Annotated in this window: 18 protein-coding genes; 8 read left to right on the plus strand and 10 right to left on the minus strand. The window is 64.3% G+C overall.

The features are described 5' to 3' along the window. Positions 1–121: 121 nt before the first annotated feature. From IYY11_RS14125 to galK, 7 genes are all read right to left on the minus strand, one after another. Positions 122–1,084: an MORN repeat-containing protein gene (locus tag IYY11_RS14125; protein WP_246719982.1), complete on the minus strand. Its 963-nt coding sequence runs from the start codon at positions 1,082–1,084 to the stop codon at positions 122–124. A 200-nt stretch (positions 1,085–1,284) separates the two neighbouring features. Continuing rightward, entirely contained in the window at positions 1,285–2,127 is an 843-nt protein-coding gene (locus tag IYY11_RS14130; RefSeq protein WP_196404624.1) for a lytic transglycosylase domain-containing protein, read from the minus strand. A gap of 117 nt (positions 2,128–2,244) precedes the next feature. Next, on the minus strand, positions 2,245–2,472 hold the full coding sequence (locus IYY11_RS14135) for a hypothetical protein (RefSeq protein WP_196404443.1): 228 nt from the start codon (positions 2,470–2,472) through the stop codon (positions 2,245–2,247). A gap of 106 nt (positions 2,473–2,578) precedes the next feature. After that, complete coding sequence (locus IYY11_RS14140; RefSeq protein ID WP_196404444.1) at positions 2,579–3,238, minus strand: 3-oxoacid CoA-transferase subunit B; 660 nt, start codon at positions 3,236–3,238, stop codon at positions 2,579–2,581. After that, complete coding sequence (locus tag IYY11_RS14145) at positions 3,238–3,894, minus strand: CoA transferase subunit A (protein ID WP_196404445.1); 657 nt, start codon at positions 3,892–3,894, stop codon at positions 3,238–3,240. The genes IYY11_RS14140 and IYY11_RS14145 overlap by 1 nt, the downstream gene beginning before the upstream one ends. 14 nt (positions 3,895–3,908) lie before the next feature. Then, a complete protein-coding gene (locus IYY11_RS14150; protein WP_196404446.1) occupies positions 3,909–4,958 on the minus strand; it encodes a UDP-glucose--hexose-1-phosphate uridylyltransferase in 1,050 nt (349 codons plus the stop codon). Between the two features lie 9 nt (positions 4,959–4,967). Continuing rightward, positions 4,968–6,131 (minus strand): galactokinase, encoded by a 1,164-nt coding sequence (galK, locus tag IYY11_RS14155; protein ID WP_196404447.1) that lies wholly within the window; start codon positions 6,129–6,131, stop codon positions 4,968–4,970. An 83-nt stretch (positions 6,132–6,214) separates the two neighbouring features. Between galK and IYY11_RS14160 the strand changes: the two genes are divergently transcribed. Continuing rightward, positions 6,215–8,173 (plus strand): beta-galactosidase, encoded by a 1,959-nt coding sequence (locus IYY11_RS14160; RefSeq protein WP_196404448.1) that lies wholly within the window; start codon positions 6,215–6,217, stop codon positions 8,171–8,173. Positions 8,174–8,198: 25 nt separating this feature from the next. Here the strand turns inward: IYY11_RS14160 and IYY11_RS14165 are convergent, their stop codons facing one another. Then, positions 8,199–9,212 (minus strand): magnesium transporter, encoded by a 1,014-nt coding sequence (locus IYY11_RS14165; protein WP_246719984.1) that lies wholly within the window; start codon positions 9,210–9,212, stop codon positions 8,199–8,201. Positions 9,213–9,432: 220 nt separating this feature from the next. Between IYY11_RS14165 and IYY11_RS14170 the strand changes: the two genes are divergently transcribed. Beyond that, positions 9,433–9,789, plus strand: a complete 357-nt coding sequence (locus IYY11_RS14170; RefSeq protein WP_196404449.1) for a DUF5132 domain-containing protein — start codon at positions 9,433–9,435, stop codon at positions 9,787–9,789. Continuing rightward, a complete protein-coding gene (locus IYY11_RS14175; protein ID WP_196404450.1) occupies positions 9,790–10,233 on the plus strand; it encodes a hypothetical protein in 444 nt (147 codons plus the stop codon). Positions 10,234–10,235: 2 nt separating this feature from the next. Here IYY11_RS14175 and IYY11_RS14180 read toward each other — a convergent pair whose 3' ends face one another. Together IYY11_RS14180 and IYY11_RS14185 are read right to left on the minus strand one after the other, a co-directional pair. Continuing rightward, entirely contained in the window at positions 10,236–11,417 is a 1,182-nt protein-coding gene (locus tag IYY11_RS14180) for a methionine adenosyltransferase (RefSeq protein ID WP_196404451.1), read from the minus strand. After that, positions 11,407–14,307: a cation-translocating P-type ATPase gene (locus IYY11_RS14185; protein WP_246719985.1), complete on the minus strand. Its 2,901-nt coding sequence runs from the start codon at positions 14,305–14,307 to the stop codon at positions 11,407–11,409. Before IYY11_RS14185 ends, IYY11_RS14180 begins: the two co-directional genes overlap by 11 nt. A 691-nt stretch (positions 14,308–14,998) precedes the next feature. Here IYY11_RS14185 and IYY11_RS14190 point away from each other — a divergent pair. The 5 genes from IYY11_RS14190 (at position 14,999) to IYY11_RS14205 (ending at position 23,811) form a co-directional block, all read left to right on the plus strand. Continuing rightward, a complete protein-coding gene (locus tag IYY11_RS14190) occupies positions 14,999–16,144 on the plus strand; it encodes a catalase family protein (protein ID WP_246719986.1) in 1,146 nt (381 codons plus the stop codon). Continuing rightward, entirely contained in the window at positions 16,132–17,952 is a 1,821-nt protein-coding gene (locus IYY11_RS14195) for a cytochrome c (protein ID WP_196404453.1), read from the plus strand. Before IYY11_RS14190 ends, IYY11_RS14195 begins: the two co-directional genes overlap by 13 nt. A gap of 300 nt (positions 17,953–18,252) precedes the next feature. After that, a complete protein-coding gene (locus IYY11_RS22440; protein WP_210331368.1) occupies positions 18,253–19,059 on the plus strand; it encodes a hypothetical protein in 807 nt (268 codons plus the stop codon). 91 nt (positions 19,060–19,150) lie between these two features. After that, the gene (locus tag IYY11_RS14200; RefSeq protein ID WP_210331377.1) at positions 19,151–20,515 is read left to right on the plus strand and encodes a DNA polymerase Y family protein; all 1,365 of its coding nucleotides are present in this window, start codon (positions 19,151–19,153) and stop codon (positions 20,513–20,515) included. After that, positions 20,512–23,811 carry an error-prone DNA polymerase gene (locus IYY11_RS14205; RefSeq protein WP_196404455.1) on the plus strand — a complete coding sequence of 1,100 codons (3,300 nt, stop codon included), beginning with the start codon at positions 20,512–20,514 and terminating at the stop codon, positions 23,809–23,811. The genes IYY11_RS14200 and IYY11_RS14205 overlap by 4 nt, the downstream gene beginning before the upstream one ends.

The following is a 23,811-nucleotide window of genomic DNA, read 5'->3' on the forward strand; positions in this document are numbered from 1 at the left end:
ACCGCAAAACCCCAGCCTCCGGCTGGGGTTTTCTGTTTCATGCACTTTGCGTCAGCAAGGCGGCGCGCCCCGGCCGATCATCTATGATCCCGCGCCCGCTGGCGCGCCGAGCCCACGCGATCTATTGGGGCTGATATTTGCCCGCTCTAAAGATTCCGCTCTGCGACTGGCCATCGGGCAAGCTCATCGTTCCCTGTCCGTCCGGCTCGCCATTCTGGAACTCGCCGCGGTAGGAGGCGCCATTCGGCAGGGTGAGAATGCCCTTGCCGTGCGGGCGTCCGTCGCGGAATTCGCCCACATACTTCTTGCCGTCGGGAAATGTGTAAGCGCCTTTGCCGACGATCCGGCCGTTGACGAATTCGCCGCTGTAGCTTTCGCCGTTGGCGATCGTGTAAGTGCCCTTGCCGTGACGAACGCCGTCGCGGAACTCCCCGACATATTGGCCGCCGGACGCGAACCTGATCGTGCCGCGCCCCGTTGCTTTTCCGTCGCGGAACTCGCCCGCATAAAAGTCGCCGTTTGGAAACTTCAGTCCCCCGACGCAGCGCTTCCAAGGCGTCGCCAAACTGACGTCGCAAGGCGGCAGACCGTTTTTCGACCCCTTCTGTTCGTTCCGCGCCGCGCTGCCGGCATTCGGCTTCACGGCAAGTTCGCCGTCAACGAACTTTCCGGAGAACTTCTTGCCGTCTGGCATGGTGACGGCGCCCATGCCGTTGGGAACGTCCTCCTTGAACTGGCCGACATAGATTTTTCCGTCAGCAGCCACCAATTTGCCCTGCCCGCTTTTCTTCCCGTCCTTGAAATCGCCGGTGTAGGACTCGCCGTCAGGATGTGTGATGGTTCCCTTGCCATTTGGCGCGCCGTCGCGGAATTGGCCCCCGTATTTCTTGCCGTCCGTGAAAATGAGCGCGCCTTTGCCGTTGGCCTTGCCGCCCTTCATCTCTCCGATATAGCGGTTGCCGTCCGGCGCGGTTACCACGCCGAAGCACTGCTTCGAGATGTTTTCCTCGGAGCATTTTGGCAGTTTGCTTTGCGCCGACGCGGAGAGCGAAACGCCGGACGCGCCCGCACAAAGCGCAAGCATCAAGATGCTGCGGCGAAATTTTGGGACTGAGGCGTAAGGCATGGCAAAACCTGCGCTGGTGAGGCGGCGGAACCGTGAGCCTTATAGCTCAGTCAAAATTTAGAACAATGAACTTTTTCAAGGAAGAATTCGCTGAAATCCAAGAGAGCGGCTTGTTCAGCGGTCTTTGAGCATGCACGCGAACAGCGCAACGACGCCGCTCATTGCGCGCCCGCGAGCTTCGTCGCCAGCAGGGCGATGGTTTTTACATAAACGCGCGCCTGATTCCACTCGAGCAAAACCGCGAAGTTCGGCTCGCCTTCATTCCAGCCCGCGCCCGTGCGCCAACCTTTCCCCTTGAGGAAATTCGCCGTCGAGGCGAGCGCGTCTGGCGTGGATCGTATGAGATCACGTCTGCCGTCCCCGTCGAAATCGACGCCATATGTCAGATAGGAGGAAGGCATGAATTGCGTCTGGCCGATTTCTCCAGCCCAGTCGCCGCGCATCTGCGCCGGGGACATGTCGCCGCGCTCAACGATTTTCAGCGCATGCTTCAGCTCTTCGTTAAATTGCGCGGAGCGCCTGCAGTCATAGGCGAGCGTCGCGAGCGCCTGCATCGTCCTGAAGCGCCCATTGTCGGCGCCAAAGCCCGTTTCCAATCCCCAGATCGCCACGAGCACCGCTCCGGGAACGCCATAACGCGCCTCGATCTGTGCGAGCAGCGCCGCGTGCCGCTGAAGCATCGCCCGCGCCTTGTTCAAGCGGGCGGGCGTCACCAGGCGACTCGAAAACTTCTCGAAACTTTGGTGAAAAATCCGCTGTCCACGGTCGCGGCCAATCACCGCGTGATCATAGGTTACGCCGGCCAGCGCAGCGTCGAGCGTCCGCTGCGAAACGCCTTCCGCGGCGGCGGCGCGTTTCATCTGCTCGAGCCATTGGCTAAAACCGGGCGCCGACGATCCGCAGGGCGCGGCGCGCGCCGATACGGCGCACGCGCCCAAAGCCAGCACGCTGGCGGCAAGTAACACACCCAACGCCTTGGCGCTTTTCGACAGCCGGTTCATGACCGGCAGTTTAGTGGGCCTGTGAAGGCGCTGCAATCAGCCGTGCATCCTCACGACGCCCGACCCTCGGCGGAATCCGCGGGGCCAGCGCCGGCATTTCTCTAGCGACACGCTGAGTTAGCGGCGCTGTGCCCTGAACTGGCGTTTGCAGGCGCTTGAAAGCTCGTTCATATGCGCGCGCAGGCACCTTTCGACGGCGATCGCATTGGGCTCTTCCGCCGCGCAGAACTTGTGGGAATCGCGCTCGCAGGCCGTGCGCTGCTTGTCCATCGTCCGGGCTGTCGCGGGATTGAACGCGGCGAGGCCAATGAAGGCGGTAAGAGAAAAGATCAACAGCTTACTCATCGGTTGCTCTTTCGTTTAGCGCTAAGACCGCTGTGCAAAGTGCGCGACGCGGCCAGAGCGATACCTGTATCGAGCGTGGCCGATATCAAGTATCGGCGCCTGCCTGCTAATCGCGACAGAGAGGCATCTCAGGCGTAACTTCCTGCACGATGAGCCGCGCGCCCGTGCAGGCGACGATCTCCGCGACGCTGACGCCGGGCGCGCGTTCGCGTAGCGCCAGCCCCTCATCGGTCGGCTCGATGACGGCAAGCTCCGTCACGATCAGGCTGACGCGCCGCGCCGCCGTCGGCGGCAAGGTGAGAGATTCGACGATCTTCGGCTCGCCCTTGGCGGCGTGCTGCATCGCCACGATGACGCGCTTGGCGCCCGCGACGAGGTCCATGGCGCCCCCCATCCCCGGCGTAAACTTTCCGGGAATCATCCAGCTGGCGAGACGTCCCGCGGCGTCGATCTGCAGTGCGCCAAGCACCGCCATGTCGACATGGCCGCCTCGAATCAGCGCGAAGCTCGTCGCGCTGTCGAAACTGGCGGCGCCCGGCAGCGCCGCGATGAACCCGCCGCCAGCGTCGATGAGATCGCGATTTTCCATCCCTTCAGGCACCGGCGCGCTGAAGCCGATCAGGCCATTTTCGCTCTGCATGGCGACCGACATCCCCTGCGGGATAAAACGCGCCACGAGAGTCGGCAGGCCGATTCCGAGATTGACGAGCATGCCGTCGCGCACCTCCAGAGCGACGCGGCGCGCGATGATGTCCTTGGCGTCCATCAGCGCGCCCTGCCCACGATGTGCGTGACGAGCACGCCCGGCGTGCGCACCGCGTCGGGCGGAATGACTCCAACCGGCACAATCTCGTTAGCTTCGACGATGACGCAGTCCGCGGCGAAGGCCATGACCGGGTTGAAATTTGCGGCCGTCAGACGATAGGTCAGATTGCCGTAATAGTCGGCCTCATGCGCGCGCAGCAGGGCGAAATCCGCCCGCAGCGGCTTCTCGATGAGAAAGCTCGCGCCGTCGATCTCAATGACCTGCTTGCCGTCCGAGACGATCGTGCCCACGCCGGTCGGCGTCAGGACGCCGCCAAGCCCGCTGCCCGCGGCACGAATGCGTTCGGCGAGCGTGCCTTGCGGTATGAGCTCCACGTCGATCGCGCGGGCGCTCATCAACCGCTGCGTGGTCGGATTGGTGCCGATATGCGAGACCTCCGCGCGCGCAACGCATCCCGCTTCGATCAGCCTGCCGACGCCGACATTCGGATAGGCTGTGTCGTTGCCGATGATCGTCAATGCGCGCGCGCCACGCGCGACGAGCGCGTCGATCAACCGATCAGGCGACCCGACGCCAAGAAACCCGCCGATCATGACGCGTGCTCCGTCGGGAACGAGCTGCGCTGCGGCTTCGACGGTGATCGCGCTTTTTCTCATTCACCGAGCCCTGCTTATCGTGTGGGCGTATCCAGATAATGCGTTTCGGAGACTTCGCGCAAACGCGCCGCCGCGGCTTCCGGCGTGATGTCGCGTTGGGGTTCGCCCAGCAACTCAAAGCCCACCATGAATTTCCGCACGCTCGCCGAACGCAGCAGCGGCGGATAGAAATGCGCATGAAAATGCCAGTCGGCGTGCGGCGCGCCGTCTGTCGGACGCTGGTGGAAGCCCATCGAATAGGGGAAGTCGGTTTCGAACAGATTATCGTAGCGAATGGTCAGCCGACGAAGGATGTCGGCGAGCGCCTCAATCTCGTCTCCGGTAAGATCGTCAAAAGAGCCGATATGCCTTGTGGCCAGCACCATGGTTTCAAACGGCCAGATCGCCCAGAACGGCACGAGCGCAACGAAATGATCGTTGTGGCAAACGATTCGCTCGCCGAGGCTTTGCTCAAGCGCAAGATAGTCGCACAGGAGACAGGAGCCGTTCTTCGCCAGATATGCGCTCTGCCGCGCCGATTCCTTGGCGGCTTCGTTCGGAATGCTCTGCGTCGCCCAGATCTGACAGTGCGGATGCGGATTGCTCGCGCCCATGGCCGCGCCGCGATTTTCGAAAATCTGCACGTAATTGATCGCGTCGAGTTCGCCCAGACCAATGGTTTCCTCCCGCCATGCGTCAATGACGGGGACGATCTCGGGAACGGTCATGCGCGATAAAGTCTGATCGTGGCGCGGCGAGAAACACAGCACGCGGCACCGGCCGGTCTCCCCTTCGGCGACAAGCAGTCCGTCTTGAACGACCTCCTCCACTGACGCCTGCGGCGTGAGCGCCGCGAAGTCGTTATCGAACGCAAAAACGCCCCTATAGGCCGGGTTGCGTTCGCCATTCGCCCGCGCGTTTCCAGGACACAGATAGCAGGACGGGTCGTATCTAGGCCGATCCGTTACGCGATCCTTTTCGACCTGGCCTTGCCATGGCCGGCTGGTCCGATGCGGCGAGACGAGCACCCACTCGCCGGTGAGCTGGTTGAGACGGCGATGCGAGGCGTTGCTGAGCAAGGACACGAGCCGCTCCTAATCGCCGACAGGGCCCGCGCCAGGACCGGGCACGCAGGTGAGGATGGGCGGCATAACGCCGGTCGCGGCGCGATATCTGTCAGCCATCGCCTGCTCGAAAGCTTCAGCGCGGCTCGCTTCCACCAGATTGATGGTGCAGCCGCCAAATCCGCCGCCCATCATCCGAGCGCCATAAACTCCCGGAAGGCTGCGGGCGATCTCGACCATGAGATCGAGTTCGGCGCAGCTCACTTCATAATCGTCGCGCAGACTTTCATGCGAAAGATACATGAGACGGCCGCATTCCTTAAGGTCGCCCGCGTCCAGCGCCGCGGCGGCGCGCAGCGTGCGATCGATCTCGCCGACGACGTGACGCGCGCGGCGAAAGATGAGCTCGGGCATCGAATCCGCGTATCGCATCAATTGCGCAAACGTCACGTCCCGCAGCGCCGATACGCCGTCGAGCCGCGTCGAGATCGCCGCGACCGCGCGTTCGCAGTCCTCGCGACGCGAATTATATTCATCGCTCGCGAGTTGATGTCGCACCATCGTGTCGCAAATGACAAGACGCGCGTTCGGATCTATCGCAACTTTCCGCGAAACGAGACTGCGGCAGTCGAGCAGCAGGGCGCTCCCTTCGACGGCGCAGCACGATATGTATTGGTCCATAATGCCGCAGCGAACGCCGACGAATTGATTTTCGGCGCGCTGACAGATCTTGGCGAGTTCGACTCTGTCGACCTCGCAGCCGGAGATCGTCAAAAGCGCGAAGCCCGCGGCGACTTCAAACGCCGCCGAGGCTGAGAGTCCGGCGCCGATGGGCAGATTTCCGTCGAGGACGAGATCCGCGCCGCTCAGCTTGTAACCGGCGCGCTCAAGAAAAATCGCCACGCCACGCACATAATCGGTCCAATCGCCGCGCGGCTGTGCGTTCGCGTCGTCGAGGTCGAATTCGACGACTTCATCCATCACAAGCGAGCCTATGCGCAAGCGGCGGTCGGAACGCGGCGCAATGGCGGCCCAGATCGAGAGATCAAGCGCCGCCGGCATGACGAAGCCGTCATTGTAGTCGGTATGCTCGCCAATGAGATTGATGCGGCCCGGCGCCCGAAAAAGGCGTGGCTCGCGCTCGAAACTGCGGCGGAAGGCGGCAATCAGACCTTGCTCGATCCTCGACTCCATTCCGGCAACAATCCCATTGTCATCAAATCGTCAAGGCGACGCCGCATCGGATCGGCGGTAGGGGATCAAATGATAGTCCGCACATGACACGTCAACGCCTTGGCGTTTGCTACTATCCTGAACATTGGCCTCAGTCACGCTGGAGCGAAGACGCGGCCATGATGAAGGAGCTAGGTCTCTCCTTTGTTCGGATTGGCGAATTCGCCTGGTCACGGCTAGAGCCCAGCGAGGGCGCCTATCGCTTCGATTGGCTGAGCCGGGCGATCGAGACGCTGGACCACGCCGGACTTAAGGTCGTCCTTGGGACGCCAACGGCGACGCCGCCCAAATGGCTCGTCGACAAGATGCCGGAGATGGCGGCGCTCGACGCCGACGGCAGGCCGCGCAAATTCGGTTCGCGCCGACACTATTGCTTCAGCCACGAAGGCTACGCTCAAGAATGTGACCGCATCGTCGAGCATCTGGCGCGCGCCTTCGGCGGCCACCCCGCTGTAGCGGCGTGGCAGACCGACAATGAATATGGCTGCCACGACACGGTGCTCAGCTATTCGCCGGCCGCTCTGCAGGCGTTTCGGCGATGGTGCGAGGCTAAATATCGCACGATCGAAACGCTGAACGAAGCCTGGGGCAATGTCTTCTGGTCGATGGACTATCGAAGCTTCGATGAGATCGAGCTGCCGAACCTGACCGTCACCGAGGCCAATCCGTCGCATCTGATGGATTTCCAGCGCTTCTCATCCGATCAGGTCGTCGCCTTCAACCGGCGCCAAGCGCAGATCATCCGGCGTCGCGCGCCGGATGCGACGATCCTCCACAACTTCATGGGCGCGTTCGTCGACTTCGACCACTATGCGCTGTCCGATGATCTCGATATCGCTGCGTGGGACAGCTACCCGCTCGGGTTTCTGGAACGCTCCTCTCACGACGACGCCTTCAAGCTGCGCTACATGCGCGTCGGCGATCCCGACTTTCAGGCCTTTCATCACGATCTCTACCGCGCATGCGGACGCGGCAGATGGCAGGTGATGGAGCAGCAACCGGGGCCGGTGAATTGGGCGCCGTGGAATCCGGCGCCCGCGAGGGGCGCCGTACGGCTCTGGACCTTCGAGGCTTTCGCCGCCGGCGCCGAGGCGGTGAGTTATTTTCGCTGGCGGCAGGCGCCTTTCGCGCAAGAGCAGATGCACGAAGCGCTGCTGCTGCCGAACGCCGAGCCGAACGACGCCTGTCATGACGTCGCGCGCATTTCGGAGGAGCTCGCCATGCTCGATGCGCGCGTCGAAACGGCGCGCGCAGAGGTGGCGCTGGTCTTCGATTATGAAAGCGCCTGGGCGTGGCGCATCGAGCCGCAAGGTCAGGACTTTTCTTATTTCGATCTTGTCATGTGCTTCTATCGGGCGCTGCGGCGCGCGGGACTTTCCGTCGACGTCGTTCCGCCGACCGCGGCGGCGATCGCTGATCGAACGCTGATCCTTGTCCCCGCGCTTTTTGCACCGTCTCACGACTTCGCAGAGGCGCTGGCGAAAAGCAGCGGGACAGTGCTGCTTGGTCCGCGCGCGGGATCAAAGACGGCCGACTTTCAAATACCGGCGGATCTCCCTCCCGGCGTTTTGCGACGCATCATCGACATTCGCGTCAGACGAGTCGAAAGCCTTCGGCCCGGCGCACGGATTACGCTTTCCGGACATGGCGCTTTCGTGCGGTGGCGCGAATTCTTGGCGCTCGGCGAGAGCGTCACGCCCGAGTTCAGATCGGAAGACCGCGAAACTGCGCTCGCGCGATCCGAGAACGTCTTTTATCTCGCCGGTTGGCCGGACGAAGAATTGCTGAACAACATGCTGCGCCATGTTGCTCATGTCGCCGGCATATCGACGCTCGATCTCGCCGAAGATATCCGCGTCCGCGACAATGGCGCGATGCGCTACATTTTCAATTACGGCGCGACGACGACGGATATTTCGGCGCTGGTCGGCGAAGCGACTCTCTTGATCGGCGAGCGCCTTCTCGAACCTTGCGCCGTCGCGGCCTTCAGGCGTCGTGATTGACCGCCGCACGCTTCAAACGCGCAGCTCAGAACACCAGCCAAGAAGCGACGACAAAATAGGTCAAGAGCGAAAACGTGTCCTGCACCACGGTCGCGACCGGGCCGGAGCCGAGCGCTGCGTCATAGCCGAGCCTTGCAAACAACCAAGGCATGAGAAATCCGAACGTCGTGGCGATGGTGCTCGCGACCGCCAGCGAAATTCCGACGGTCGCGGCGAGGCCGACGCTCGAAAAGAAGAACCAGACGATCGGGAAAGCGAGACCGCCGAGCATCGCGCCGAGCAGCGCCCCGGTGCCGAGCTCGCCGGCGAAAAGCGGCAGCAAGGCCGAATCGGTGAGGGAGAGGCCGCGGATGACCACGACTTCCGACTGCGTGCCGACCGAATCCGCGAGATAGACGATCGCGGGGATAAAGAAGGCAACGGCGATATGCGCGCTGAGCGCAGTTTCGAAGCGCGACATCATCGCGGTCGCCGCGGCGCTGCCGGCCATGCCGACGAGCAGCCAGGGCAATCGATAAAGCGCGCGACGGTGCGGCGCGGCTGTCAACGCGTCTCTTGCAGCCTCCGACTTGCCGAGGATGCCCACCATGTGATGCAGATCCTCAAGATGCTCGTCGCGCAAGATGGTCATGAGCGCGCGCGCCGGCACGGCGCCGAGAAATCTTCCTTCGGCGTCGCAGACGGCCAAGATCGACAGGCCCGAGTGGATGGCGACGCTGGCCGCAGCTTCGCGATCCGCGCCGAGCGGGACGCTGTAGGCTTCGGCCGTTCGGGCAATGTCATGCAGCGGCGTCGTCTCCGGCGCCCCAAGCAGATCGCGTATGGCGACGACGCCGATGAGGCGACCGTCTTCGGCGAGCACGAAAACATGCGAGGCGTCGTCGAAACGCTGGCCAATCAACCGCGCCCGCGCCTCGCCGGCGCTTTCCCGCGAGCGGGCCACAGGCACGGACGTCACAAGATAGCGCCCCACGGTCTGGCCGTTCATCTCCACTGGAGGCAGGCGGTCTAGCGTCGGGTTACGGGACATTGCGGTCATGTCTTCCACGATGTTTCGGAGAGACGAGCTGCGTCCGGGCCGATTAAGCAGCGGGTAGCCGTAGCTCATAGGAACGCGTCACGTTACAGTTATGTGACCGCGCCCGCGCGCTCTTTTCGCGATCGCGTCGATTGTTGCTGATAGGATGTCTTGATAGAATTTCCTCGCCGTCGTCGCTTGGCCCTGGCGGCCTTCAGCGAATCGGACCGGAGTCGAAGTGATGAAACCCTTTGGATTTGCGTTGGGCGCTTTGACGGGCGCCGCCGCGGTTTTGCTTCTCAACCGTCAGGGAACGCAGCGCGTGCGCCCGATCGCCAAGGCGGCGATGAAAGCCGCAGTGATGGCCTATCACGAAGCGCGCGTGCAAGGCGCCGAACTCGCCGAAGCCGCCGAAGATCTCTTCGCCGAAGCGAAGGCCGAGGCCGTGGCCGATATTTTCGCTGCAGCAATGACCGCGGCGCAGACGAAGGCTGCGCAAGCAAAGACCGAGGCCACGTCCACAGCGACGGCGAAGCCCGAGAGCGCCGCGCCAGCAGGCGAGGCTCCCGCCTCACGGGCCGCAGGCGAGAGCGCGTAGATGAACGACGCAATCCTGCCCCTGGCGCAGCTGGCCCACGCCATGCCCGGCCGCGCGCGCCTGCGTGTCGCCGACCGCCGCGGCGACGCCGCTTATTTCGCTTCGGTCGCCAAGGGCCTGTCGGCGATCGCCGGCGTTCGCGCCGTCGAGGTGGCGCCGCTGACAGGCAGCGTGCTCATTCAGCACAGCGGACCCTTGGCGCGCATCGGCGTCGCGGCGCAGGAGGCGCGGCTCTTTGTCGTCGGCGAAGCGCCTCACGCCGCGCGCGCGGCGCCCGAAGTTTCCATCGATCCAAAGGTCGTCGCGGCGCTGGCGCTCTTTGCAGCGGCGCTGTGGCAAATGTCGAAGGAGAGCGTTTTGCCGCCGGCGATCACGCTTCTTTGGTATGCGAGCCGGCTGGGCGGAGTCTGGTCGCCGGATGGCGACGGCGGCAATGGCGATTAGTCCTAACCCCTGAGCGCCTCAGCGAGGTCGGTCGCTTCCCACGGGAGGTCGAGATCGGCGCGGCCGAAATGTCCGTAGGTCGCGAGCGGCAGATAGAAGCCTGCCGAGCCGCACATCTGGGGCGCGGTGCGCAAGCCGAAGCGGCGGACGATCGAGCCAGGGCGGAAATCCAGGAGCGCGGCGAGACGTTTGGCGATTTTCTCATCCGCCAGATAGCCTGTGCCGAAGGTCTCGACCGAGAGACTGATGGGCTCCGCCTGCCCCGCCGCGTAAGCCAGGTGAACTTCGCAGCGCTCGGCAAGGCCCGCCGCGACGATATTCTTGGCGGCGTGCCGCGCCGCGTAAGCGCCGGCGCGTTCGATGCGCGAAGGGTCCTTGCCTGACAGCGCCGAGCCGCTCTGGCGCGCGATCTCGCCATACGTATCGATCCCGCTCTTGCGCCCGGTCAGGCCGGCATGGCGCGCCGGTCCGCCGATTTCGAAGGGTTCGCCGGCATTGACGTGAACGCTCGTGTGGGCGTCCGGCCTCAAGTCGCCCGCGGAAAGCGCATCGAGCGCGATCGCGCGCAGCTGTCCGAACTTATCGTCGTCCATCGCCGCGCCGTCAAAGGCGACGGTCAGCGAAACCCCATAAATACGCGCGGGACGACCGCCACGAAATTCGACGGAGACTTGCGTCTTGGCGTCGGGCGAGAGCGACGAGAATCCGTCGCGCCGTGCGGCGTCGAGCGCCCGCGCGACCCTATGCGCGAGGCTGATCGGCGCCGGCATGAATTCAGGCGTGTCGCGACAGGCGTAGCCGAAAACATTGGCTTGCTCATGCGCGACGCGCCTGCTGACCGCCGCGTCGTCATCAAGCTCCGCTAAAGGCGGCTCGCGCGCCTCGAGTGGCAATTCGACGAAGCTCGTCAGTATCGAGCAATTGCGCGCGTCGAAGCTCCCCGCGGCGTAGCCGGCCTCCTGCATGACCGTGCGCGCGAGCGCCGGCAAATCGACGAGCGCGTCGGCGGCGTATCGCGCGGCGAGAAAGACGACGCCCGTCGCCAGGGCGCACTCCACAGTTGCGCGCGCGCGATCGTCTTCACGCAGCAGCGCATCGATGGCCGCATCGCTGATCTGATCGCAGAGCTTGTCGGGATGCCCCGGCGTCACCGACTCCGACGTGAAGATCATGTCAGGCGACATGGCTTTCTCCGTTGCCGCGCGGCGGCGCCTCTTCGCGATCGGCGATTCTGCCGATGATGTCGTTGGCGAGCGAACTACCGAGGGCGATGGCGCCGATCCGCAACAGGTCGCCGGCGCCGAGCGGCGACAGGCCGAGAAGGCGCCGGGTCAACGGAAAGAGTTGCACGCCCGCCTGCAGCAGCAGGGTCGCGCCCACGGCGCCATAGAGCGTCGAATTGGGCGGCCTGCCGACCTCGGAGCTTAATCCGCGTAACTCCGAACGACAGGCCAGACTGTGGAGCAACTGGCCGCAGGTGAGGCCGTGAAAGGTGACGGTGCTGGCGCGCGCGCCGCCTGCGCCGCCGCCGAGGCTGAAATAGCCGAACAGCGCCGCAACGCCCATCACCGATCCCTCGCGAAGAATGCGCCTAAAATCGGAGGCGGCGAGAATCGGCGCTTTCGGATCATGTGGCGGCCTGTCGAGCACGTCGGGCTCCGGCGGCTCAAGTCCCAGCGCGATCGCCGGCAGCGCGTCGGTCGCCAGATTGAGCCAGAGCAGCTGCATCGGCGTCAACGGCTCACCGCCCACCAGCGCGGCGCCGAGCATGGCGATCGTTTCGGATGCGTTGGTCGAAACGAGATAGCGCAGGACCTTGCGAATATTCGCATAGGTGGCGCGGCCGAGTCGTATGGCCTCGACGATGCCATCCATGTCGTCGGTCGCGAGCACGATGTCGGCGACCTGACGGGCGACGTCGGCGCCTTCGCCACCCATGGCGATTCCGACGTCCGCCGCGCGCAAGGCGGGGCCGTCGTTGACGCCATCGCCGGTCATCGCCACGATATGGCCGTGGCCTTGCAGCGCCTTGACGATGTTGAGCTTGTCGACGGGGCTGACGCGCGCGAAGACATGCGGCTGCCTCGCCAGCGCCTCGAGCATCTCGGGCTGCATCTTCGCCATCTGCCCGGCTTCGAGCACGCGCAGCTCGCCGCCATGATTGAGATCCAGGCGACGCGCGATGGCGAAGGCGGTCGCGCTTTGATCGCCGGTGATCATCACCGTGCGCACGCCGGCTCGATGCAGCTGCTTGAGCGCCGGGCCAACGCTGGCGCGAATAGGATTCGCGATGCCGGCAAGGCCGAGCCACACGAGATCATGCTCGTCACGGGGATCGCCGCCCGCTTCGCCGACCGCGACGCCAAGAACGCGAAGCGCGTCGCCAGCCATGTGTTCATTGGCCTTGAGAATGGCGGCCCGCGCCGGGCCGTCGAGCGGCGCGGCGCCATCGGCGATCCTGTGAGTGGCGCAACGCGCCAGCACCTCGACCGGATCGCCTTTGACGCAGAGCACGCGCGCGCCGCCGATCGCTTCGTGGAGCGTGCTCATGCGCTTGCGGCCTTCCCCGCGCGCCACGCAGGTCGCCATAGGCGCAGAGCGACGCAAAGCGATAGGATCGACGCCCATCGCCACGCCCGCTTCGATCAGCGCGGTTTCGGTCGGCGTGCCGTCGATCTCCCAACCTTTCGCCGCCGGCGCGACGGCTGCGTCGCTGCACAGCGTCGCGGCTTCGAAGAGGCGACGCGCAATATCGATTGTTACGGCGTCGGCATCGACGCCGTCGCGCAACAACCGGCCTTCCTGTAACTCAAACGCGCCATTGTCGACGTGAACGCGCACCGCCGCCATGCGGTTTTCGGTGAGCGTGCCGGTTTTATCGAGTCCGATCGTCTCGATCGCGCCAAGCGTCTCCACGGCGTCGATCTTGCGCACCAGCACCTTGCGCTTGCGCATGTCCTGCACGCCCAAGGCCAGCGTCGTGGTCGCGACGGCGGGCAGCCCTTCGGGGATGGCCGCCACGGCGAGCGAAATCGCGCTGCGCAAAGTCGGGATAAGCCCGTGGCCGCGCAGAAGGCCAAGAGCGAAGACGCACGCGCAAATGGCGCCATTGACGATGACAAGTTCGCGCTCGACGTCGCCAAGTTCGCGCTGAATAGGCGTTTGTGGCCGCTGTAGCGCGCCGAGCAACTGCTGCACGCGGCCGATTTCCGTCTGCGCGCCGATGGCGGTGATAATGGCGACGCCGGATCCGCCGGTCACCGCCGTGCCGCGAAACACCATATTGCGACGATCGGGAACTCCCGTGTCCGGCGATAAAACGATCTTTGCGTCTTTTGGGGCCGGTTGCGCCTCGCCGGTGAGCGGCGATTCGTTCACGGTCAGATCGTCGCTGGCGATCAGACGCGCGTCCGCCGGCACGAAGGCGCCGCGCTCGATCAGCAGCAGATCGCCCGGCGCAAGATCGCGCGCGTCGATCCTCAATCGCGCGCCGTCGCGGACGACGGCGGCGTCCGACAGCTCCTCCGAGGCAAGGCCCGAAATCGTACGGTCCGCCTGACGTTCGGTGGCTGCGGCGATGCCGGCGTTGATCAGCACCACCGCAGCGATCATCACCGCATCGGCGACGCCGCCGGTGGCCAGCGACACCACCGCCGATGCGCCGAGCAATACGATCGGGAGACTGGTCAACTGTTCCGCGAAAACAATCGCCGCCGAGCGCGGCTCTGCGCGGTGGAGCTCGTTGCGCCCCCATTTCTGCAATCGCTCCGCCGCGTCTTCCGCCGTTAGGCCTCGATCGATATCCGTTTCCAGACGCGCCGCGAGCGCTTCCGTCGCCTCGGCGTGCGCGGCGTTTTCCGGCGTGAGCGACGCGCCGTCGCCGACGTCCCATGCCGGCTCTTCGGCGACCGCCGCTTCGAGCGCCTGCATCAGCCGCGCGCTTGTGAGGGGCTGCTGAAATTCGATGAGAGTCGAACCCGTCAATTCGCTGGCGCGAACGAAAAGGACGCCGGGCAGACGTCGAAGCCGCTTCTCGACGGCCCGCGCGAGCGCTGCGCGGCCGCGCAGTCCCATATGGCGGATCCGCGCGCGGCCGCAACAAGCGTCATGAATAAGCTCGGCGCCAAATTGCGCACAGGACTCCACGCCGAAGCGACGTGAACCTACGGGCGCCTTCTCTGAGTCCGCTTCAGCCAGGATCATTGAGCACATTGTCTGGCGCGCATCGAAGCCCGCTTTTCACGACCGTTCGATGACATTTTCGGCACTGCGGAATCGCTTCCGCAAAACCGCTGTTCCAAAGTCATGTCGTCGGCAGCCGATCCCAAACGGCGACGCGCAATGGGCGCGCTCCGCAATGTTTGAGATCGCTACTATAGTTGCGCGCAAGGGATAGGCGCAACCGCGGGCCACTGCGTTGCGCGCTGCGCATCCTGCGCTGCAAAATCGACTGCCGGCGGAACCTTAACGAAGGATCGGCGTTCCCCACAAGCGGCAAGCCTATATTGCGCCTTTGCCAATTTGCAAATCTGATAGTGTTACTGTTTTCAGTTTCGTCGATTCGGGTGGGAGCGAACAATGTTCTTGAGAGAGCTGCTTGCGGCGAGCTTCGCCGCATCCGCATCTGCTGTCGCCGGCTCAACGTTCTGCACAACGTCGATAACGCCATTCTAGGCGTCAAGGTCGCGCGGGCGTATAACGTCCTTGCGGCGGACTGCTTTCAAATGCGCAATTCAAGAAATCGCTTTCTCGAGGGGAGGGAGACATGATGAGAAGACGGAGCGCGTCTGTCGCGACGGCCGCCTTGCTTTTGGCTGTGTCAACAAGCCCGCGCCAAGCCGCGCACGCCGAAGAGGCGAGAGCCGCGGCGCCAGCGGCGCCGCTCACGAAATTCGAAAAAGCGCCTCAAGGCGAAGCCGAGCAGATCGGGCAGATCATCGCGCTCACCACGCAGCTTCTGCAGATGCGCTATCCGGAAGGCATGGCGCGGCGCGGCGTGCATCCGAAGGATCACGGCTGCGTCAAAGCGACGTTCACCGTCAATTCCGACATTCCCCCAAATTACCGGGCCGGCGTCTTCGCGACGCCGGGCAAGAAATATCCGGCCTGGATTCGCTTCTCCAACGCCACGCCGTTTCTCGCGCCAGATCTCGGCAAGAACGGAAAACCCGACAGTCGCGGCATGGCGATCAAGCTGATCGGCGTAGAAGGCGATACGCTCTTAAACGAGCCCGGCGCCAAAACGCAGGATTTTCTGCTGATCAACCTTCCCGCCTTCGCCTTTCCGAATGTCTCCGAATATTTGGAAGTCACAAAAATCCAGCTCTCTAATCACGACGACATTCTGCCCTTCTTGACACAAAATACGCCGGAGAGGCTGAAGACACGGGCAGTGGTCGCGAAGATCCTGCAAACCAACGTCGGCAATCCGCTCGAGAGTCCGTATTTTTCGGCTGCGCCGTTTCTTTATGGCTCGGACAGGGTCGCCAAATTCAGCGTGACGCCGAGAAGCGCGGAAAAGACGCCCGTGCCGGCAAATCCAACTACGAATTATCTGCGCGAGGCGATGAAGAAGAGCCTCGATCCCGCCAATGGCAAGCCGGCCGTCTTCGATTTCAAAGTCCAATTGCGCAATGACGATTCGCTGCCGATCGAAGACGCGACCGCCGAATGGTCGGAGACGACCGCGCCGCAGCAAAATGTCGCGACGATCGAGATCGACCAGCAAGATTTCGACGATGCGTATCAGGTGACGGAATGCGAGCACATGGCGTTCACGCCATGGCACGGGCTCACAGCGCATCAGCCGATCGGCGGCATCAATCGGCTGCGCCGCGACGTCTATATCGCCTCCTCGAAGTTCCGGTCCCAGCCCAAAGAGCCGACGGGATTCCCAAAATGGCCGTGGTGATGCGTCTTACACGCGCGATCGCGCGCATTTCGTTCGTCGCATGCCTGACGCTGACGTCACACGCCTGTCTCCACGCGCCGGCTTTCGCGCAATCGGCGCCGGCCGGCGGCGAGTGGCGCGCCGAGCAGGAAAAAAGATTGAAGGCGCTCGACGCCTATATCAGCCGCAAGCCGGTCGCCTATCGCTGGTTTGCGGATTTTCCCTTCGGCCTTACGGACGGCGCTCCGTTCATCATTTTGAAGCTCCTGCCAAAGCTCGCGCCCGAAGAATGGGGAAGCGCGGATAATTTTCTCGACGTCGCCGGCCTCTTCATCGACGGGCGCGATCCGACCTACCCTATCGCGCGCGGCTTCGGCTGGACCGGATTGGCGCGCGACGACGCAAACGGCGCCGTCGATTACGCGGCGTTGAGTTGCGGCGCCTGCCATATCGGCCGCGTGCGCCTCGATGACGGCAGTCTGCGCTATCTCGACGGCGGCGTGAACGCGCAGTTCAATCTCGTGCAATATCGCGTCAGAGTGAAAAACACGATCGAGAAGATCACCGCCGGCGCGACGACGCCAGAGGAGAAGATCGAACGCGCCACTCGGGCCATTCTTACAGCGCTCGACAAGGCGCATGCCCAAGACAGAAATTACTTCTACAAGAATTACTCCTTCGCCGGCCGCCGCTTCGACGCCGCCTATGAGACCCGTCAGATCGAGCTCTTCATGCAGGACGCGCCGGCGATCGTCGGCAAATTCCTGACGCGCGCCGGACTGGAATACGTCTCACTTCTCGACCTCGTCTACAAGAACTACAAAGGTTTCGAGGAGCAGATGACGCAGGGCTTCGGCGGGATGGCCGACGCGACCGGCGTCAGCACGTCGATGGTCTACGCCGCCGCCGAAGCGCGCGGCGAAAATCCGGATCCGATGACAAGCCTGCCGCCGACGCCGGGCATCACCGACTTCATGGCCGTGTGGGAGCAGGAGAAGCGGCTGGCGCGCTGGTCCGCGGATCACACACAACTCGTCGACGGCGGCGGACAATGGAACGGCAATATTCCGATTCCGATCTTCCGCAACCTCGCCGCCGAATTGACGTTGGGGCTGGGACGCGACACCGACATTCGCATCGCCGCTTTCAGCGAGGATCTGCTGCGCGATCTGCCGGCGCCGGTCTACCCCTTCCCCGTCGATCTCGCGCTCGCAAAAAAGGGCGCGGCGCTCTTTGAAGAAAATTGCGCGGCGTGCCATCGGCCGCATAACGGCAAGGTCTACGACCTCGGCACGGATCTCGGACGGGCGCGCGTCGTCAGCGATGCGATTGCGAAAAACGCCCGCGACAGTTTCACAAAAATATGTCCGCCGACGAGAGTCGTCGAGATGCCGCCGTCGGGCGACCGGCTTGCGCCCTGCGCGAAGTTCGAAGAAATCTCGCTGGAGAACCGCGCTGACGTCTCCATGGCCGATCCCGCGACGCATGAGGGCTATAACGCGCTGCCGCTTGGCGGCGTGTGGGCGCAGGCCCCCTATCTGCACAACGGCTCAACGCCGACGCTTTATCATCTCCTCGTGCCGCGCGAGCGCCCGGCCGTCTTCATCAAGAGCCGGCTCGACTATGACAAGAAGCTCGTCGGCTTCTCCTGGGAGCCGGCGCAGACGCTCTCGCGCGAGGGCTATCGTTTCGATACGACGGCCTTTCCGGCGCTCTCCAACAAGGGGCACGACAAGGACGTCGTCGAGGACGGCAAGACCTTGAAGCTCGATTGGTCGGACGACGTCGCCGGCGCCATGGCGATCGTCGAATATCTGAAGACGAAGTGACATTCGAAGCCCGGCGCGGGCATCAGCCGTCCGGAATCTTCCTCCCCGCAGCCGTCATGCCCGGCCTTGTGCCGGGCATCCACGCCGGGACATCGCGAAACGCATCACGTGGAGACGGCATGTTCGCTCATGTCCTGACATTTGCAGCGCGTCGTCGCGTGGATGGCCGCGACAAGCGCGGCCATGACGCGGTGAGATGACGCCTTGTTAACCTGGATACGGAGCCCTGCCGTTTAGCCAGCCCCGCCTTGACTCTCCCGCATCGGGAGTCATTATAAGAACATAACAGGAACTCATGAGATGACCCAACCGCTGGCGTCGCTGCGGAAAAGCCTGGCTTGCGCCTATTCGGCCGTCCCTTCCGAGACGATCGCGCTCGGCGCGCCCGCCCTTGATGGGCGGCTCGGCGGCGGCATTCTCCGTGCGGCGCTGCATGAGGCCTATGCCGAGACCGCCGCCGACGCCCCGGCGGCGACGGGCTTCGCTCTGGCGCTCGCCAGGCGCGCACTGGCGGGCGCGGAAAAGCCGCTGCTCTGGGCCCGGCAGGAGGCGCTGAGCGCCGAATCCGGCGCGCCCTATCCGCCGGGTCTCGCCGACATTGGCCTCGACCCCGCCGCCGTCGCCTTCATTCGCGTGCGCGACGCCAAAGAGGCGCTGCAGGCCGGCGCCGAAGCCGGACGCTGCGCAACTGTGGGCGCGACGCTGATCGAACTCTTCGGCGAAGCGCGCGCCTATGACCTTACCGCGAGCCGGCGCCTGGCTCTGGCGGCCGCCGCCGCCGGCGCGCCGATCTTCGTCTCCCGCGTCGGCGCCTCCCCCGCGCCGAGCGCCGCCGCCAGCCGCTGGCTCGTGCGCGCCGCGCCTTCCCGCGCGCTAGCGGCGAATGCGCCGGGATCAGCGGCTTTTACGGTTTTTCTGCTGCGCCAGCGTGGCGGCGCGGCGGGGCAAGAGCAGCATGAGTGGCGTGTGGAGTGGAACCGTGACCGTGGCGCCTTCGAGGACAGAACATTCGACGCATCGTCGCTATCTGGCCCTGTGGCTTCCCTTCCTGTCGGCGGAACGCCTGGCGAAGGCGCGCCGCAGAGGGCCGGACGCAAATTCGGATGACGCGCCGCTCATCCTCGTCAAAAAAGAGCGCAGCGCGCTGCGCATCGACGCGCTCGATCGAAAGGCGATCGCGCTCGGCCTGACGCCGGGCATGACGCTCGCCGACGCCAGGGCGCGCGCGCCCCATCTCTCAGTCGCGCAGGCCGACCCTGACGCCGACGAGCGGCTGATGATGCGTCTTGCCGCCTTTTGCGAACAGTTCACGCCGCTCGTGGCGCTCGATCCACTCTGCGGCCTCATGCTCGACGCGACGGGCTGCGCGCATCTTTTTGGCGGCGAAGCGATGATGCGGACCTGCATCCTGCAGGCGATGGCGCGCCTCTCCTTCACCGGCCGGGCCGCTGTCGCCGGAACGCCGGACGCCGCGCGCGCGCTGGCGCGTTTTGGCCAAGAGGTCGTCACGCCTCCGGGCGAAGATGAAATTTTCACACGCCCGCTCGCCATCGCCGCGCTCGAAGCGCCAAAAGAAACGAGCGTCGCGCTGACGCGCGCCGGCCTCACGACCTTGGGCGATCTCGCCGATCGTTCCTCGGCCGCGCTGACGGCGCGTTTCGGCGCCGAAACCATGCGGCGGCTGACCCGCATTCTGGGACGCGAAGACGCGCGCATCACGCCCTTGCGGCCCTTGCCGGAATGCATGGTCGAGCGGCGCTTCGCCGAGCCTTTTCTCGATCTTTCCGCGATAGAGAATGTTCTGCGCCCGCTGATCGCCGAAGCGATGGGCATTCTCGAAAGGCGCGGCGAAGGCGGCCGCGTTTTTGAAGCGCGCTTCTTTCGCACCGACGGCGCCGTCGCTGTCCTCAATTTTGAAACCGGTGCGCCCTCTCGCAATGTCGAGGCGCTTTTGCGTCTTTTTCGCCTGAAGGCCGACTCGCTCGCCGATCCGCTCGATCCGGGATTCGGCTTCGACGTTATCCGCTTTTGCGTCCTCAACGCCGAAACTCTGACGCAAAGCCAGATCGGCTTCGAGCGGCAGGACGCGCAGGAGGGCGACGTCGCCGATCTCGTCGATCGCCTCTCGGCGCGTTTTGGCCGCGAACGCGTGCTGCGCTTTGCGGCGCATGAGACGCATGATCCCGTGCGCGCCGCCTCCTATGTTTACGCGGCGTCTCCTTCCAAACCTAATTCCTGGGAGAAGCCGGAGCCGGGCGAACCGCCCTTGCGGCCGCTGTTTCTGTTCGATCCGCCGCAGCCCATCGACACCATGGCGGAGACGCCGGACGGGCCGCCGATGCATTTCAAATGGCGCCGCGTGCGCCACATGATCGCCCGCGCCGAAGGGCCGGAGCGCATCGCGCCGGAATGGTGGCGCAACGCGGTCGGCCGCGACAGGCGAACGCGCGACTATTACCGGCTGGAGGATCGCGAAGGCCACCGCTTCTGGGTGTTTCGCGAAGGCCTCTATGAAAGCGAAACCGCCGCGCCGCGCTGGTTCCTGCATGGGCTCTTCGCATGAGCGCGCCTTTCGCCGAACTCGTCGCGGCGACGAATTTCTCCTTCCTGCGCGGCGCGTCGCATCCGTCAGACATGGCGCTGACGGCGCTGCTGCTCGGCCATAGCGGCATTGGCGTCGCCGACCGCAACAGCGTCGCCGGCGTCGTGCGCGCCTATGCCGCGCTCAAGGAGCTGCAGGAAAAATTGCGCGATCCGCCAGCGGGCGAGGATGCGGCGTTTCTGGCGCAGCTCGATGCGGCGCAAGTAGACTCCTTCAAGCTCGTTGTCGGCGTGCGTCTCGTCTTCGCCGACGAGACGCCCGACATCGTCGTTCATCCGCAAAACCGCAACGGCTGGGGACGGCTCACGCGGCTGCTGACGACGGGGAATCTTCGCGCCAAGAAAGGCGAATGCCATCTTTATTTCGACGATCTTGCGCAAGCCGCGCACGATCTGCTGCTGATCGTCATGCCTTCACGCAATCTGACGCGTCTGCCGTCGGCGCTCGCGCGTCTGAGCGATCTGGCGCAAGGCGACGTCTGGCTCGGCGCGACCATGCCGCGGCGCGGCGACGACAGGCGGCGTCTCGCAAAACTGAAAGAGATCGCCGCACGAACGCAGACGCCCCTGCTCGCGACGAATGACGCGCTTTACGCCGATCCCGGCCAGCGCGATCTGCAAGACGTCATGACCTGCATCCGCGAAGGCGTGACGCTCGCGCAAGCTGGGCGCCGGCTGGAGATCAACGCCGAGCGTCATTTGAAGACGCCCGACGAAATGGCGCGTCTCTTCACTGAGACGCCGGAGGCGATCGAGGAGACGCAATGTTTTCTCGCGCGCGTCGATTTCTCGCTCGATCAACTGAAATATGAATATCCGGACGAGCCTGTCCCGCCGGGACGCAATCCCCAGGAATGGCTTGAGGAGCTGACCTATCGCCACGCCGTCATGCGCTATCCAGACGGCGTGCCGGAGAAGGTCGAGAGGCTTCTGCGCGAGGAGCTGGCGCTCATCGAGACGCTCGACTACGCGCGTTATTTCCTCACCATTCACGACATCGTGCGGATCGCCGAAGACAAGGGGATTCTCTGCCAGGGGCGCGGCTCCGCCGCCAATTCCGCCGTTTGCTATGTGCTCGGCGTCACCTGCGTCGATCCGGCGGAGAACGATCTGCTCTTCGCCAGATTCATCTCGCAGGAGCGCAAGGAGCCGCCCGACATCGACGTCGATTTCGAGCATGAGCGGCGCGAAGAGATCATCCAGCATATTTACGGCAAATACGGCCGCGAGCGCGCCGGACTCGTCGCGACCGTCATCAGCTACCGGCCGCGCAGCGCCATTCGCGAAGTCGGCAAGGTCTTCGGACTGACCGAGGACGTGACCGCCGCGCTCGCCAGCACGCAATGGGGCAGCTGGGGCTCCGACATTCCGCAGGCTTACATCCGCCAGACCGGGCTTGATCCCGAAAACCCCGTCATTCGCCGCGCCATTCGTTTCGCGACGCGCCTGCTCGGCTTTCCGCGCCATCTCTCGCAGCATGTCGGCGGCTTCGTTCTCGCGCGCGGACGGCTCGACGAATTGACGCCCATCGCCAACGCCGCGATGCCGGAGCGCACCTTCATCGAATGGGACAAGGACGACATCGACGCGCTCGGCCTGATGAAGGTCGACGTGCTGGCGCTCGGCATGCTCACCTGCATTCGAAAATGTTTCGATTATTTGCGCGCCCATGAAGGAAAGGACATGGGACTTGCCGACGTGCCGGCCGACGACAAGGCGACCTACGACATGCTGTGCCGGGGCGATTCCATCGGCGTCTTTCAGGTCGAGAGCCGGGCGCAGATGAATATGCTGCCGCGGCTGAAGCCGCGTGAATTCTACGATCTCGTCATTCAGGTGGCGATCGTGCGGCCCGGACCCATTCAGGGCAATATGGTGCATCCCTATCTGCGCCGCCGCTCCGGCAGCGAGCCGGTGATCTATCCCTCGCCCGCGCCGGAACACGGGCCGGCGGACGAATTGCGCAAGGTGCTCGAAAAGACCAAGGGCGTGCCGCTGTTTCAGGAGCAGGCGATGAAGCTCGCCATGGTCGCGGCGAAATTCTCCGATGTTGAAGCCAATCGTCTGCGCCGCGCGATGGCGACCTTCCGCAATCTCGGCACCATCCATCAATTTGAATCGCTGATGGTCGAGCGCATGGCGGCGCGCGGCTATGATCGCGGCTTCGCGCAAAGCTGTTTCGAGCAGATCAAGGGCTTCGGCTCCTACGGCTTTCCCGAAAGCCACGCCGCGTCCTTCGCCAAGCTCGTCTACATCTCGTCCTGGATCAAATGCCACTATCCGGCGATCTTCGCCTGCGCCCTGCTCAATTCGCAGCCGATGGGCTTTTACGCGCCGGCGCAGATCGTGCGCGACGCGCGCGAGCATGGCGTCGACGTGCGCGCCGTCGACGTGAATTTCAGCGAATGGGACAATAGGCTGGAGCGCGCGGAAGACGGAGATTTGGCGCTGCGTCTCGGCTTTCGGCAAGCGGACGGCGTGCATGAAAGCGAAGGACATCGCATCGTCGACGCGCGGACGAAGCCCTATGACAGCGTCGAAGATCTCGCGCGGCGGGCGGCGCTCAACGGCGCGACGATGCGCGCGCTCGCCGACGCCGACGCTTTCCGCTCATTGCAAAGCGACCGCCGCGACGCGCTCTGGGCCGTGCGGCGTCTGCCGGACGCCAAACCCCTGCCGCTCTTTGCCGCCGCCGACGCGCGCGAACTCGCCAAGGAACAAGATCCGCTGCTGCCGTCCATGTCGCTTGGCGAACATGTCGCCGCCGACTATCAGACGCTGCGGCTTTCGTTGAAGGCCCATCCCATGGCGGTGCTGCGGCCGATTTTCACGCGCGAACGGATCATCCCTTGCGCGGAAGTTGCGGCGCTCGCTGACGGCGCCTTTGCGCGCGCGGCGGGCGTCGTGCTGGTACGCCAGCGGCCCGGACAGGGCAACGCCATTTTCGTCACGCTCGAAGACGAAACCGGCGTCCTCAATATCGTCATCTGGGCGCGGCTCTTCGAGCGCTACCGCCGCGAGACGATGGCGTCACGACTCATGCTGGTGGAAGGAAGGGTGCAGAAGAGCCCCGAAAATGTCGTGCATCTGATGGCGCAGCGCATTATCGACCGCAGCCAGGACCTCACTAGGCTGTCAGAGGCGCATCATGCGGAAATCGTCCTGTCTCGCGCGGACGAATTCATCCATCCCCAGCATCCGCGCGGCGGCCATCCGCGCAATGTCCGGATCTTGCCGAAGTCGCGGGATTTCCATTGA

It is taken from the genome of Methylocystis sp. H62, from assembly GCF_015709515.1.
Classification (GTDB): Bacteria; Pseudomonadota; Alphaproteobacteria; order Rhizobiales; family Beijerinckiaceae; genus Methylocystis.

Coding starts and splice junctions, on each gene's coding strand:
- IYY11_RS14185 (WP_246719985.1), bottom strand. CDS start 14,307: ATGGGACTGCGCGGCCGCGCAGCGCTCGCGCGGGCCGTCGAGAAGCGG.
- IYY11_RS14195 (WP_196404453.1), top strand. CDS start 16,132: ATGGCCGTGGTGATGCGTCTTACACGCGCGATCGCGCGCATTTCGTTC.
- galK (WP_196404447.1), bottom strand. CDS start 6,131: ATGGAGTCGAGGATCGAGCAAGGTCTGATTGCCGCCTTCCGCCGCAGT.
- IYY11_RS14190 (WP_246719986.1), top strand. CDS start 14,999: ATGATGAGAAGACGGAGCGCGTCTGTCGCGACGGCCGCCTTGCTTTTG.
- IYY11_RS14205 (WP_196404455.1), top strand. CDS start 20,512: ATGAGCGCGCCTTTCGCCGAACTCGTCGCGGCGACGAATTTCTCCTTC.
- IYY11_RS22440 (WP_210331368.1), top strand. CDS start 18,253: ATGACCCAACCGCTGGCGTCGCTGCGGAAAAGCCTGGCTTGCGCCTAT.
- IYY11_RS14140 (WP_196404444.1), bottom strand. CDS start 3,238: ATGGACGCCAAGGACATCATCGCGCGCCGCGTCGCTCTGGAGGTGCGC.
- IYY11_RS14125 (WP_246719982.1), bottom strand. CDS start 1,084: ATGCTTGCGCTTTGTGCGGGCGCGTCCGGCGTTTCGCTCTCCGCGTCG.
- IYY11_RS14175 (WP_196404450.1), top strand. CDS start 9,790: ATGAACGACGCAATCCTGCCCCTGGCGCAGCTGGCCCACGCCATGCCC.
- IYY11_RS14145 (WP_196404445.1), bottom strand. CDS start 3,894: ATGAGAAAAAGCGCGATCACCGTCGAAGCCGCAGCGCAGCTCGTTCCC.
- IYY11_RS14170 (WP_196404449.1), top strand. CDS start 9,433: ATGAAACCCTTTGGATTTGCGTTGGGCGCTTTGACGGGCGCCGCCGCG.
- IYY11_RS14130 (WP_196404624.1), bottom strand. CDS start 2,127: ATGAACCGGCTGTCGAAAAGCGCCAAGGCGTTGGGTGTGTTACTTGCC.
- IYY11_RS14180 (WP_196404451.1), bottom strand. CDS start 11,417: ATGTCGCCTGACATGATCTTCACGTCGGAGTCGGTGACGCCGGGGCAT.
- IYY11_RS14200 (WP_210331377.1), top strand. CDS start 19,151: ATGACGCTCGCCGACGCCAGGGCGCGCGCGCCCCATCTCTCAGTCGCG.
- IYY11_RS14160 (WP_196404448.1), top strand. CDS start 6,215: ATGACACGTCAACGCCTTGGCGTTTGCTACTATCCTGAACATTGGCCT.
- IYY11_RS14135 (WP_196404443.1), bottom strand. CDS start 2,472: ATGAGTAAGCTGTTGATCTTTTCTCTTACCGCCTTCATTGGCCTCGCC.
- IYY11_RS14165 (WP_246719984.1), bottom strand. CDS start 9,212: ATGACCGCAATGTCCCGTAACCCGACGCTAGACCGCCTGCCTCCAGTG.